Source organism: Streptomyces sp. NPDC028907 (genome assembly GCF_055564995.1).
Map to the genome: position 1 here is coordinate 237,542 of NZ_JBVHVE010000001.1, position 12,541 is coordinate 250,082.

Below are 12,541 nucleotides of genomic sequence, written 5' to 3' on the forward strand. Positions count from 1 at the left end.
GCGAGGCCGCACAGGCGGTACACGCGGTGGAGGGGGCGGCGCGCGGCACCCGTGTAATGATTGCTGCATGACTCAGGCCGACGTGTTGCGGGCTCTGGACGCCAGGGCCGCCGGCCAGTGGGGGCTGGTGACCACCGCCCAGGCGAAGCTCGACGGCGTGCAGGGGGTCCAGCTCCTGCGGCTGGAGCGGTCCGGGGCGCTGGAGAGCGTCGGCCATGGGGTGTACCGCCTGGCCGCCTTCCCCCCGCCGGACCACCTCAGGATCAAGGTCGCGTGGCTGCGGCTGGATCCTGGGACCCCGGCGCGGGACCGCTGTACCGGCGGCCCCGTGTCGGGCGTGGTCTCCCACACCTCCGCGTGTGCGGTGCACGGCCTGGGCGGCCGGCCGGCCGACCCTGTGGAGCTGACGGTCTCGTCACGGCGTACCACTCGTGACGAGGCCGTCGTGCTGCACCGCGCGGCCCTGGACGCCCAGGACATCACCGTCGTCGACGGGCTGCCCGTCACCACCGTGCCGCGTACCATCGTCGACCTGCTCGAAGACCGAGCCGACGCGGCCCGTACGGGCACTTTCGTCGCCGAGGCCACCGGCCGTGGCCTGGTGCGCGTCGACGACCTCGCGCCGCGGGTCGCGGTCTTCGCCGGTGCCTACGGGCTGCCCGCGGAGGCATCCGGCGCGGAGCTGCTGGAGTTTCTGTGCGAGCAGGCGGGGCGCTCCCTGCCGGCAAGGAAGGGGCGGCCCGCCGCAAAGGCCTCCGGTCCGGGGGCAGCCTCCACCCCGGAGAGGAAGCGGCCGACCATCTGGGAGGTCGCCGAGCGGGCGGGCGTGTCGCACCAGACCGTGTCCCGGTTCCTGAAGAACGACAGCGGCATGAAGCCGGCGACGCGGGCGAGGATCGAGCGGGCCGTCGCCGAGCTGGACTACCGGCCCAACCTCATGGCGCGGTCGATGCGCACGCAGCGGTCCCACCGGATCACCATCGTGCTGCCCGAGTTGAGCGGCTTCGTTCCGATTCCCCTGTTGAGGGGCGCCTCGGCCGCGGCCCACGAGGCCGGGTACATGACCGACGTCGTCGGGCTGGGGGGCGGCGAGTCGCGGCGCGCCCGCAGCGTGCTGTCCCTGCTGGAGGCCCGGCAGGCGGACGGGGTGCTGTCGCTCGTGCCGCTGGGGGGTCTCGCCGACCGTCAAGGCGCCGGGCAGTGGCCCGTGGTGGTACTGGGCGAGTACGACGACAACCTCCAGTCCCGGGGACGGCTGGCCGACGGACGGCCCGCCGAGGAGATTCTGCGTCACCTCGCGGACCAGGGGCACCGCCGGTTCCTCCACGTCGCCGGCTCGCAGGACTGGGCCTCGGCACGCAACCGACGGGCGGTCTACGTGGAGGCGGTCGAGCGACTGGGCCTTGAGTCCTACGGCGTCGTCGACGGGGACTGGTCCGTGCGCTCCGGCTACGAGGCCGCGCGGGACCTGCCCGCCGACTCCGGCGTGACGGCCGTGCTGGCCGCCAACGACTACGTCGCCCTGGGGGTGCTCCGCGGCTTCCAGGACCGCGGTGTGCGGGTGCCCGAGGAGATGAGCGTCTTCGGCTGGGACGACGAGGAGTTCACCCGGTACTTCTCGCCGAGCATCTCGACGGTGCACATCGACAAGGAACAGGTCGGTCGCCGGTCGATGCTGTCACTGCTCGCTCTTCTGCGCGGCGAGAGCGAGCCGGAAGCCGAGGTGACGGATCTGTTCCACCTGGTGCCGCGGGGGTCGAGCGGCCCGGTCCACCGCTGAATCCGGCCGGCGTCCCGGGGAGGGCGTCGAGCAAAATGTGAACGATCACTACGCAACTCTTGACCCAGAAGGTGACCGTTCACTACGTTCGGCTTGCCGCCCTGCCCGGATCGGCGAGAACCGAGTCCGTCCGGCAGAGCCGTTCCCCTCGACCACAAGGTCACGCGTGCACGCCTTTGGGCTGAGCAGGTCGAACCGACCTTCCTCGTCAGCGGTTGACGAACCCCGGTGCTGCGCCAGGCACCGCCCGAGCTTCCACGAAAGAGCCACATGACTGAGTACAGCCAGCCCGCGCGGGTGGCGATCGTCGGTGCCGGAAACATCGCCGACGGCTGCCACATGCCCGCCGTCCAGGCCCAGAACGGCGAGGCCACCGTCATCGCCGTGGTCGACGTCGACCCGCGGCGTGCCGAGGCCTTCGCCGCCCGCTGGGGCGTTCCCGCCGCCTACGACAGCCTCGACCGGATGCTCCAGGAGCAGCACCCGGACCTGGTCATCGTCTGCACGCCCCCCATCGCCCACGGCGAGGCCATCACCGCCTGCCTGGACGCCGGCTCGTCGGTGTGGTGCGAGAAACCCCCCACCCTCTCGGTGGCCGAATACGACGCCGTCGCCGCGCACGAGCGCGAGGGCGGCCCGTACGTCTCCTATGTCTTCCAGCACCGGTTCGGGTCCGCCGCCCGGGCCCTGCGGGAGCACATCCGCACCGGCCGCCTCGGCGCTCCCCTGGTCGGCGTCTGCCACACCCTGTGGTACCGGGACGACGCCTACTTCGAGGTCCCCTGGCGCGGCAAGTGGGAGACCGAGGGCGGCGGCCCCACCATGGGCCACGGCATCCACCAGATGGACCTCATGCTGTCCCTGATGGGCGACTGGACCGAAGTCCGCGCCGCCATGGGCACGCTGGCCCGCGACGTGGAGACCGAGGACGTCTCCATGGCGATGGTCCGCTTCGCCAATGGCGCCATGGTGTCCATGGTCAACAGCCTCCTCTCCCCCCGCGAGACCAGCTACCTGCGCTTCGACTTTCCCGAAGCCACCGTCGAGCTGTCCCACCTCTACGGCTACGACAACTCCCACTGGACGTGGACCCCCGCACCTCACCGGGCCGGCGCGACCGCCGCCGAGCTCGGAGCGCCGCTCGACGACGAAGCCAGTTCCCACGCCGCGCAGTTGCGCGCACTGCTGAAGTCCCTGCGCGCCGGACAACGCCCCGAGGCCAGCGGCGACGACGGCCGCCGCGCCCTGGCCTTCATCGCCGCCCTGTACGAGTCGGCGCGGACCGGACGCCCCGTCACCCCGGACATGGTCAACCCGGCCAGCCCCTACTACCACTCCATGAGCGGTCGCCCCCGCGCCGCCCAGGACAACGCCGCCAAGGAGACGACCGGTGTCTGACACCCATTTCCGCATCGACCACGACGCCGCCGGGACCCGGTTCGCGGTCTCGGCCGCGGGCACGGAACTCGCCACGTACGTCTACCGGCCGGACACCCCGATCGAAGAGTCCCCCAAGCCCTACCTCTATCCACTGAACACCCTCTCCGGCGCGCCCGTGGGCGTCTACCGGCCCTGGGACCACCGCTGGCACAAGGGCCTGCAGATGACCTGGTCGCACCTGTCCGGGGACAACTTCTGGGGCGGGCCCACCTTCGAACAGGGCGCGCCCGGCCATGGCTACGTCTGGCGGGAGAACCACGGCCAGCAGGTGCACCGCGCCTTCGAGCGGCAGGACGCCGGCGGCAGCGAGGTGTCGGTCGTCCAGGTCCTGGACTGGTTCGCCTCCAACGACGAGGTGTGGATCGACGAGACCCGCACCCTGCGCTTCCACAGCGCCGACACCGACGAGGGTGTCTGGGCGCTGGACTTCACCACCGGCCTGACCAATGTGCACCGCGAACCGCTGGAGATGGGCAGCCCCACCACACACGGCCGCCCCAACGCCGGCTACACGGGACTGTTCTGGCGCGGGCCCCGGGCCTGGACCGGCGCGGACGTCATCGCCGACGGGGGCCACGAAGGCGACGCCGTCATGGGCACCCGTGGTGCCTGGGCGGCCATCACCGGCGAGCACGACGAGATCGACGGCGGCGCCACCGTACTCGCCTACGCCGGCACCACCAGCGCCGCCACCCCGCTGACGTGGTTCGCCCGCAGCAGCGCCTTCGCCTGCCTCAACCCGTCGCCCGCCTTCGACACGGAGATCAAGCTGGAACCCGGTGAGACCCTGTCCCTGAGCCACCGCTTCGTGTTCCTCGACCGCATGGTGACTCGCCGCGAACTCCAGCCCATCGCACGGGAGTTCGCGCTGTGACCTCCGTCCCCGACTTCCCCGGAGCAGTGGGACTCAGCCAGCTCCAGGTGTATCCCTGGCCCGCGGCGGACGACGAACACGGCGGCTCGCCCCACATGCACCTCACCTGCGCGGAGTGCTACGTCGTCGTCAGTGGCCGCGGCCGACTGGAAACCCTCAACCACCAAGGGCACACTACGACCGAGCTGCACCCCGGAGACACGGTCTGGTTCACCCCGGGCACGATCCACCGCGCCGTCAACGACGAGGACCTGCGCGTGATCGTCGTCATGCAGAACAGCGGCCTCCCCGAGGCAGGCGACGCGGTCATGACGTTCCCGCCCGAGTACCTCTCCCCCGAGACCTACCCGGACGCGGCCTCGCTCCTCGACGCCGACGGCAACCCCAGCCCCGAGCGCGCGCGGGCTCGCAGGGATCTGGCCGTCGAGGGATTCACCGAGCTGAAGCGGCAGTGGCGGCGAGGAAACCGCTCGGCGTACCAGGACTTCTGCGCGGCAGCGGTACGACTCGTCCACCCGCGCCTGGACACCTGGGAGAAGACGGTCAACGACGGTGCGCTGGCCGCCGCGCACACGGCACTACGGCAGATCAACGCGCTGCGACGCGACGACTTCGACTACCTGCTCGACGCAGAGGTCTCGCGTATCGCCCAACCACCCCAGCAGACGCTGGGTATGTGCGGTTTCCTGCGCGCCTACCATCCCACCCACCGAGAATGGTCTGAGCGATGACACCGAACAAGCCCGGGCTCCCCCGGCGGGCTTCCTCACCGCCCCAACCGCTGTCGACGTCGGAGCCGCCACTCTCACCGGCCTGGGGGCACCCCTAGCCCGAGCGGCCGCGTCCGCGGAAACCGGCGCCCTGACCACGACGCCTGTCTCCTACTTCGACACCTCGCTGTCGAGATACGACTGTGAGGATGCTGGGATGCCTTGTCATTGGCCAGGAGTTCACCCCCGGTGGCGGACAGCAGGACCCATGCGCTGGCGGACACGAGACCAGGACCGCCCAGTCGGTTCCATGACACCGCCCGTGGTTCCGGCAGGAACGGGCGGCCCGCACGATCGTGCGGGCCGCCCGTTCCGAGGGGGTCAGTGTGCCGAGATGAACTCGTGCACGACGCGGTTGAACTCCTCGGGGTGTTCCATCTGGGCCCAGTGGCCGCAGTTGTTGATGAGGTACAGCCGGGAGGACGGAATCATCGCCATCAACCGCAGCGCGTTCTCGAAGTGGACGGCGCGGTCGTTCCGCCCTTGCACGATCAGCGTGGGCACGGTGAGCTCGGCCAGCAGCGGCGGCAGGGCCTGGAACAGCTGCGGCGGGCCATTGAGATCCCCGCTGGGCAGCGAGAGCCTCATGTTCTCCAGGTGGTCGGGGCGGGCGAGCGCGGCCTCCGACCGCCGACGGGCGAGGTCGGCGTCCTCGGCGAGCGCCGGGTCGTACGCGAACGCCCTGACCATCGCCTGGAAGTTCTCCGGTGATGGGTCGAAATAGGCGCGCACCAAGGGGAGGATTCCCTCCGTCTTGTCGTTGGGCGGGCCGAGCACGTTGCCCCCCGGGGCGGGGGCGCCCATCGGGATCAGGTGGCTGACGCGCTCGGGATGGTGCGCCGTGAACCGGAGCGCCGTCCTTCCGCCCAGCGAGTTGCCGACGATGGCGACCTGGTCCAGTTCGAGCGCGTCCAGCGCCAGTTCCAGCGCCTCCACGTGGTCGCGGTCGCCCGGCACGGCGGTGTCGCTCTTGCCCCAGCCGGGCATGTCGATGGTGATCACACGGTAGTGGCGTGCCAAGGAGGGGATGTTGCGGGCGTAGTTGCTCCAGCCGCTGGCGCCGGCTCCCCCGCCGTGCAGCAGGATCAGTGGGTGACCGTCACCGGCCTCGTTGTAGTGCAGCTTCCACTTGGCCGTCTGCACGTACTTGCTGGTCGCCGATTCGGTCAGGGCCTCGGTTGTGGGCATGGCTTTCCTTTCGCCTCGGGCGGCGGTTCAGGCGCCGGCCGGGATGTACTTGTGGCCCCAGGTGCTGATCTCGTCGTAGTGGGCGACCTGCCACGTGTCGTCGTCGACCACCAGGCCGTTGCAGCCGTACTCGATCTGGAAACCCGACGGCGTGGTCACGTAGAACGAGGTCATGTGGTCGTTCGTGTGCTCGCCCAGTGTGACGATGATGTGGTCGGGATCGTCGTTGATCAGGCTCATGATGCGGCCGACGGTGGTGAGGTCGGGGACTTCGAGCATGAGGTGATCGATGCCCGGGATGGGGCCGATGCCGCGGCCGAAGCCGATGGAGTGATGCCGGGGGTTGCAGTGCAGGAAGTAGCCGTCCCCGTCCACTCCGAGCTCAGCCATCGAAATCGTGTCGCTCAGCTTGAATCCCAGCTCACGCTGGTAGAACTCGGCCGCCTCGCGCGCGTCACCCGAACTGTTCATGAAGGCGTGCCCGACCCCCAGATCACCGGTGACGAAACGGGCGCCCAGCGGGGATGTGAACGGGGTGTCGGCGAGCGGCAGGCCGTGGACGGCCTCGATCGTATTGCCTTCGGGGTCGGAGAAGACCCGCAGTCCCTCGACGCCCCGGCGGGCTCGCAGTTCCTCGTCCTCGCGGACCGTGATGCCACGGGATGCGAGGCGGGTTTCCAGTGCGGCGAGCGCGGCCGCGTCCGGGACGGTGAAGCCCAGTGCCACCAGGGACCGGGGGCCCTCGGGCTCGCCGTCCTCGATGAGGATGCGGTAGGCGTGCTCGTCGAGTCGCAGGCGCAGTTCGCCCGCGGCGGACGGCGCGGGTTGTGCGCCGATGGTCTTGGTGGCGAAGCGGGTCCACTCGTCGAGTGAGCCGCGGACCACGACATAGCCCAGCGATGTGAAGACGCTCATGTGGTTTTCTCCTCAGGATGTCGGGGATGGTCAGTGAGCTGTGGTGGCGAAGGTCTTTCCGGCGGCCCGGCCGTCTTGGGGGGCGGGAATCCCGAGCGTGCGGGCGACGGCGTCGAGAAGGGCGTCCGGATCGGGGCCGGAGCGGGCGCGCCACGCGATGTGTCCGTCGGGGCGGACGAGCAGGCAGCCGTCGTCCTCGATGCCGCGCACGCTCGCCCATTCACCGAGCGGATCCCGGTAGGCGCGGTCCGACCCGATCACACGGACGACGATGGGCAGGCCGTACAGCGCCGACGCGCGGTCCACGGCCTCCGCCCACGCCTCGCCGCGTCGGCCGGTGATCAGCGTGAACCGGCCCTGCCCGACCAGGTCCACCGTGGACATACGACGGCGGTTGAACTCCACCCAGGCGTGGGGCAGGTGCTCCCCCGGCGCCGTGGAGGGCCGGTATTCCAGCTCGTCGACGGTGCCGCGGTCATCGCCCGTGTCGTCGTGTGCCGCTGGGACGGCGTAGCGGTGACCGAGCTCGACGCCGTGGGCGTTGAGGTTGTGGTCCATGAGCCGCATCGCTTCGGCGAGCGCGGCGCGCCTGCGGGCTCCCTCCTCCGTGGCGTCGTCGAGCGCACGGACCGTGGCCCACTTCTCGGCCTGAGTCATCTCCGGCCGGAGCCCGATGGTGGCACCGATGCTGTGGACCTGGCCCACGGAGGTGAACGCGCGGTCGACGATCTGACGCCCGACCGGGGCGCGTTCGCTGGAGTACGTGTCGAGCAGTGAGGCGTCGGCCACTCCGGTCAGCACCAGATGCAGTTTCCAGGCGAGGTTGTAGCCGTCGGCGATCGAGGTGTTGCTGCCCAGCGCGTTCGCCGGCGGGTGCCGGTGGACGGCGTCGCCCATGCAGAAGACCCGGCCCACGGAGTACTGGTCCGCCGCGGCGTGGCTCATCGACCAGGTGCTCACCGCCTTGATCTCGACGGCGAGACGCGGATCGCCGACGGAGTGCCGGATCCTGGCCACGACCTCGTCGTGGTCCGGCACGTGGCCACGCGGCACCGACCATCCGGCCACCCATTCGTCGAAGCCGTTGACCATGGTCCACATCGCGTAGTCGGGGTCGACGGCCCAGTAGAGCGCGCCGGGGCGGTGGGCCACGTAGCGGGTCAGGTCCGCCTTGATCCACGCGGACACCTGGGGGGCCAGGTCCACTTCGCCGCGCACCGACAGGCCGATCTGGCTCAGCACCCGGCTGTTCGCTCCGTCGGCGCCGACCAGGTAGTCCGCGCGGACGGTGTACTCGTGTCCCGACCGCCGTTCGACGATCGTGGCGTCGACGCCGCCGTCGTCCTGCGTGAGGCTGAGGAACTCGTGGCCGTAGCGCAGGTCGACCATGCCCGTGGCGACCGCGGCCCGTGCCAGGACCGGCTCCAACTCGTGCTGGAAGAGATTCAGCGGCAGGTGCCGGCTCGCCCGCCGGTACCGGGTCTGGTCCTTCAGGCCTGCGCCCCACGCGGTCGTACGGGCGACCTCCGGGCCCTCCATCGACATGAGGAACACGGTGTACGGCGTCTCTTCGAGCACCCGGCCCCGCGCCCGCGCCTCCTCCTCGACGCCGAGGTCGGCGAGGATCTCCAGCGTGCGCTGGTTGGTGATGTGGGCACGCGGTGTGTGCGCGAGCCCCAGGTGGCGGGTGAGGACGATGCTGCGCACGCCCATGCGGCCCAGCGCGAGTGCGGTGGTGAGGCCCGCGGGCCCGGCGCCCACGATCAGCACGGGGGCTCGTTCCGGAGCTTGGGCCGGGGAGGGAAAGGCATCGGTGGCCACTCGTCTCCTCCTCGTAGAGCGGCGCGCCGATCGGGGCGCCGACTGAGCTGGTGGCGTTGGAAACGCTAGGGCGCGGAACCGCGCCGACGAAGCGCGTGTTCCGGGAACCGGCACATCGTTCTGCCGGCCATACGCATGTTCCGGGAACCGGCACGACCGTTCCGCCGCGAGTCGGACCGCGGCATGAGCGAGACGGGACTGCGCTTGTGTCACGTTGACGCACACCATTGAGTGGCGTGCATCGTGAAGTTGCAGGTCATGAGGCTGGTGCGGGTGTGTTCTTCCGTGCTCGCGCAGATCGGCGGCCGGTGTCCAGCATGAAGATCGTCTGACGAGGCGGCAGGGGCGGGTTCTTGGTCTGCTGCGTTCGTCACGAGCGTCCGCCTACGACGCGTCGCCATGCGGACGGCGCCATCGGATCGCGGGGAGGGGGCGGGGTTGTCCGAACCGGAGCGGATCCCAGCTCGCCGGAGTCAGCTGCCCGTGCTCGCCGAGTGAGTACTGCCCCGGGTGGCCGAACATGACCAGGCCGAGGCGGAGGCCGCCGCCCGGATGGCTCCGGCGAAAGCGCATGTGGCGGGGCAGAGAGGCTCACAGACGGTGACGGCGAGTCAGGCCCTCCTGCGCACCGCGCCGCTCACGTTCGAAGCCTCACAAAACGGCACTTGACTTGCGCTTTCGCATGGCAAGTGCCGTTTTGTGTGTGGATTCCGCATGCGATCAGTGCGCGTGAGGAAGATGCCAGGTGCGCGGGCTACAGAACCTGGTGCCTCAGCGAATCGTCGTCTGCGGCTTGACTCACTCCCCCGGACATCTCCCGGATCACATAGTGCGGATCGATGTCAACCGCGACCCTACGCGGAGCATTGCTCAATCGCGGTCCAGCCACCGGACTTCTGCACGTAGCCTGCCCACGGGTCTGGGTGACCCCCGGCCCTGGTGCACTTGTTATCGGCGTCCTTCTTGGCTGCGGCCGGCGTGTGTCCGGTCCCCTGGACCGTCCAGTACCTGGTTGCCGCGTTGGCAGGGAGAGCGGTCGCAGCGCTGAGCGCGACGACGCCCGCCGCTATGACGCCCAGGGTGACCACCCTGGAGCGAATGTTTGCCATATACATCTGTATTCCTCTCAAGTGTTTGACTCGTCAGCTGCAGTGCGACGAGCACGGCCTGCACAGCACGCGCCGTCCGGGTTGCGTCTCGAGCGAAGAACGGCCCGGCCAGCGCGTTGTCCCAGCGATGGCCGGCGCGGCCGGCCGGACGACCGGACACCCGACTCGCTTCAGGCACGCCAAATTCTGGACTCGTGCAGGGCAGCCACATTCGGATCGGAAAGATCACGGAACCTGCGGGGCGACAGGGAACCTGTCGGGTAGCCGGAGAGCTAGCGCAGCGCCGACACCGACGTCGCGTGGAAACCGTGGCTGCCCATCAGCTGCTCGGCGGCGTTCATGTCGGCTTCGCATGCGGAGGAGCGCCGCGCGGCGGTCGCCCCCGTCACGCCAGGAGACCGGGCAGTGCCCTGACGATCGACGACACCGTCCGCCGCAGGGGTGGCACGAACACATCGGCCGACCCCTGTTCGGTGGGGAAACCGATCGACACCGCCGCCACCGCCTCGCCGCCGAAAACGATCGGCATGGCCACGCACGACCGTCCGGGCACCGCCTCCTCGACGTCGGTGGCGACCCCACGCTGCCGGACACGTCGCAGCTCACGACGGAGCAGCGCCGGATCCCGCACCGAGGCCGCGGTGAGCGCGCGCAGCCGGCCCGTGGTGGTCGCCTCCGCCAGATCCGGGTCCGTGTAGGCCAGCAGGGCCTTGCCCACACTCGTGCAGTGAGCGGGCAGAACCATCCCGACCTCCGTGGCGAACAACCGCGCCCGCGGCGTGTACAGCTTCTCCACGTAGACGACCTCCGCGCCGCGCAGGACACACAGATGGATGGTGTGCCCGACGGCCCGGTGCAGATCCAGCAGGTACGGAAGCGCGACATTGCGGACCGCTCCTTCGGGCGACGCCGCACCGAGGGCCATCATCCGGAACGCGATCCGGTAGCCGGTGCCCGCATGTTCCACCGCCCCCACCTGGACGAGCATCCCGAGGACGCGGTAGGCCGTCGACTTCGGCAGACCGGCGCGGCGCGCCACCTCACTCAGCGTCAACACGCGTCCGTTACGGAACACTTGCAGCAGATCGAACGCCTTCTGCATGACCGACGACGGAACGGCCGTCTCCCGCACTGCGGCTCCATTGCCCATGTGCAGTCCTTTCGAGGACGCCTTGAGAACGATCGTTCCAGGGTCTGTCGCACAGAGCAGTGCTGTGGCGAGCGGCCGTCCGCGTGGTGCCGCGTGGGGGTGCGCGCAGCCCGCAGTGATCTACGAGACAGACCCTGGGGCGGTCAGACCCTGCTCAGCTTGGCGATCCGCAGCCCGTGCTCGGCGGCATCCTCGTGCCCCGTCTTCATCGACTCCTCGGCCAGCCCTCGCAGGTGCGCCATCTCCGGGTTCCAGAACGCGTGGGTCAGCTCCGCCTCGGCGATCTGCAGGTCGAGCCCGAAGACGTCGGCCAGGATCCTGCGCAGGTAGGGCGTGGCGTAGTCCCAGCCCTCCTTCGGGGAGCCAGGCCCGTAGCCGCCGCCCCGGCTCAACGTCAGCAGCGCCGGCTTGCCCTTGAGCGGCTGGTCACCGTGTATCCCCACCTGGTCGTGCTTCAGGATCAGGTCGATCCAGGTCTTGACCTGTTCCGGGACGTTCCAGTTGTACATCGGCACCGCGAACAGGAACGCGTCGGCGGCGAGGAGTTCGGCGCCGAGGCGGTCGAGGAGCTCGTGCGCCTCGGCCGGGGCCGGTGCGGCCGGGTTGACGACTTCGTGGGCGAGCGCGGTCCACGCGTCCCCGGGCAGCGGCTGGAACCCGAGGTCGCGCCGGGTCACGACGCCGCCGGGGTGCTCGGCGAGCCACGCCTTCTCGGCGGTGTCCGCGAGGGCGCGGCTCACCGATCCTTCGGTCCGGATGCTCGCGTCGAGACGGAACAGGTTCATGGTGCCGGTACCTCCATAGTTCGGCTGTGATGCAGATAGTATGCACAGCAGAACATCTGCTTTCAAGAAAAGTGAGCTGGCTAACAGCCCGGCATGACGCGAGTGCCGGTGGTTCGCGACGAACCCCAGTCGGATCTCGACTGGGCGCCGGGGTCGCGCTTCGCGCCTGCACCAAGGGGCCGGGCGCGTCATCACAGGCGTCCCCGGCGGCCCCGCGGCTACCAGGGGTCCTCGCCGCCGCCTCCAGAAACGGCGCGGTCCTGTCGCCGCACCACTCCGGGCACCAAGGCCGCTACCAGCAGAAACGGGGCCCGCACGGTGACGGCGATCTGCCGGGTCGACACTCGCGGCGCCAGTGTGCGCCGTCGGGACGAACTCATAGAGGCCTGCGCTGTACACCGGGATGTCCACGTCGCTGGCGTCCGCAGCCAGCTGCTGAACCTGGTCGGAATCCGCCAGGCCGACGACCACGAAGCGAGCGGCACCACCGTCGCCCTCGATCGCCCGCACAACGGCGTCGCCCCGACTGCCGTCCCCGCCGCGCAGGACGACGGACGCTCCTCGTCGGGCCACGCCCTCGGCGATCGCCCGCCCGTCCCCGACGTCGCCTGAACGACCAGGGCGTTTCACCCTGCCGACTCGTTACTGACGGCCATGGCGCGTCTCCTTGCCATAGTCGGGCTGCGACCGCCACCCGCTACGTCATCGC

10 protein-coding genes are annotated in these 12,541 nt (G+C 70.1%); 5 read left to right on the forward strand and 5 right to left on the reverse strand.

Going from position 1 to position 12,541, the window contains the following annotated elements; all coding sequences use genetic code 11:
• The first annotated feature begins 67 nt into the window (after positions 1-67).
• The 4 genes from ACZ4UU_RS01105 (at position 68) to ACZ4UU_RS01120 (ending at position 4,825) form a co-directional block, all read left to right on the forward strand.
• Entirely contained in the window at positions 68-1,780 is a 1,713-nt protein-coding gene (locus ACZ4UU_RS01105; protein WP_468035767.1) for a substrate-binding domain-containing protein, read from the forward strand.
• Between the two features lie 270 nt (positions 1,781-2,050).
• Positions 2,051-3,178, forward strand: a complete 1,128-nt coding sequence (locus ACZ4UU_RS01110; RefSeq protein WP_468035769.1) for a Gfo/Idh/MocA family protein — start codon at positions 2,051-2,053, stop codon at positions 3,176-3,178.
• Positions 3,171-4,094 (forward strand): DUF6807 domain-containing protein, encoded by a 924-nt coding sequence (locus ACZ4UU_RS01115; protein ID WP_468035771.1) that lies wholly within the window; start codon positions 3,171-3,173, stop codon positions 4,092-4,094. Before ACZ4UU_RS01110 ends, ACZ4UU_RS01115 begins: the two co-directional genes overlap by 8 nt.
• Positions 4,091-4,825, forward strand: coding sequence for a cupin domain-containing protein (locus ACZ4UU_RS01120; RefSeq protein ID WP_468035773.1), 735 nt, complete (start codon positions 4,091-4,093; stop codon positions 4,823-4,825). The genes ACZ4UU_RS01115 and ACZ4UU_RS01120 overlap by 4 nt, the downstream gene beginning before the upstream one ends.
• A 360-nt stretch (positions 4,826-5,185) precedes the next feature.
• Here the strand turns inward: ACZ4UU_RS01120 and ACZ4UU_RS01125 are convergent, their stop codons facing one another.
• From ACZ4UU_RS01125 to ACZ4UU_RS01145, 5 genes are all read right to left on the reverse strand, one after another.
• On the reverse strand, positions 5,186-6,052 hold the full coding sequence (locus ACZ4UU_RS01125) for an alpha/beta fold hydrolase (RefSeq protein WP_468035775.1): 867 nt from the start codon (positions 6,050-6,052) through the stop codon (positions 5,186-5,188).
• Between the two features lie 27 nt (positions 6,053-6,079).
• Positions 6,080-6,967, reverse strand: coding sequence for a VOC family protein (locus ACZ4UU_RS01130; protein WP_468035777.1), 888 nt, complete (start codon positions 6,965-6,967; stop codon positions 6,080-6,082).
• 30 nt (positions 6,968-6,997) lie between these two features.
• The gene (locus ACZ4UU_RS01135) at positions 6,998-8,788 is read right to left on the reverse strand and encodes an FAD-dependent monooxygenase (protein WP_468035778.1); all 1,791 of its coding nucleotides are present in this window, start codon (positions 8,786-8,788) and stop codon (positions 6,998-7,000) included.
• Positions 8,789-10,282: 1,494 nt separating this feature from the next.
• A complete protein-coding gene (locus ACZ4UU_RS01140) occupies positions 10,283-11,047 on the reverse strand; it encodes an IclR family transcriptional regulator (RefSeq protein ID WP_468035780.1) in 765 nt (254 codons plus the stop codon).
• 143 nt (positions 11,048-11,190) lie between these two features.
• The gene (locus ACZ4UU_RS01145) at positions 11,191-11,832 is read right to left on the reverse strand and encodes an FMN-dependent NADH-azoreductase (protein ID WP_190075202.1); all 642 of its coding nucleotides are present in this window, start codon (positions 11,830-11,832) and stop codon (positions 11,191-11,193) included.
• 318 nt (positions 11,833-12,150) lie between these two features.
• Between ACZ4UU_RS01145 and ACZ4UU_RS01150 the strand changes: the two genes are divergently transcribed.
• Positions 12,151-12,444 (forward strand): hypothetical protein, encoded by a 294-nt coding sequence (locus tag ACZ4UU_RS01150; protein WP_468035782.1) that lies wholly within the window; start codon positions 12,151-12,153, stop codon positions 12,442-12,444.
• The last annotated feature ends 97 nt before the right edge of the window (positions 12,445-12,541 follow it).

Excerpts from the sequence above, each read along its gene's own strand:
- ACZ4UU_RS01140 (WP_468035780.1), bottom strand. The coding sequence starts at position 11,047 with ATGGGCAATGGAGCCGCAGTGCGGGAGACGGCCGTTCCGTCGTCGGTC.
- ACZ4UU_RS01130 (WP_468035777.1), bottom strand. The coding sequence starts at position 6,967 with ATGAGCGTCTTCACATCGCTGGGCTATGTCGTGGTCCGCGGCTCACTC.
- ACZ4UU_RS01105 (WP_468035767.1), top strand. The coding sequence starts at position 68 with ATGACTCAGGCCGACGTGTTGCGGGCTCTGGACGCCAGGGCCGCCGGC.
- ACZ4UU_RS01125 (WP_468035775.1), bottom strand. The coding sequence starts at position 6,052 with ATGCCCACAACCGAGGCCCTGACCGAATCGGCGACCAGCAAGTACGTG.
- ACZ4UU_RS01110 (WP_468035769.1), top strand. The coding sequence starts at position 2,051 with ATGACTGAGTACAGCCAGCCCGCGCGGGTGGCGATCGTCGGTGCCGGA.
- ACZ4UU_RS01145 (WP_190075202.1), bottom strand. The coding sequence starts at position 11,832 with ATGAACCTGTTCCGTCTCGACGCGAGCATCCGGACCGAAGGATCGGTG.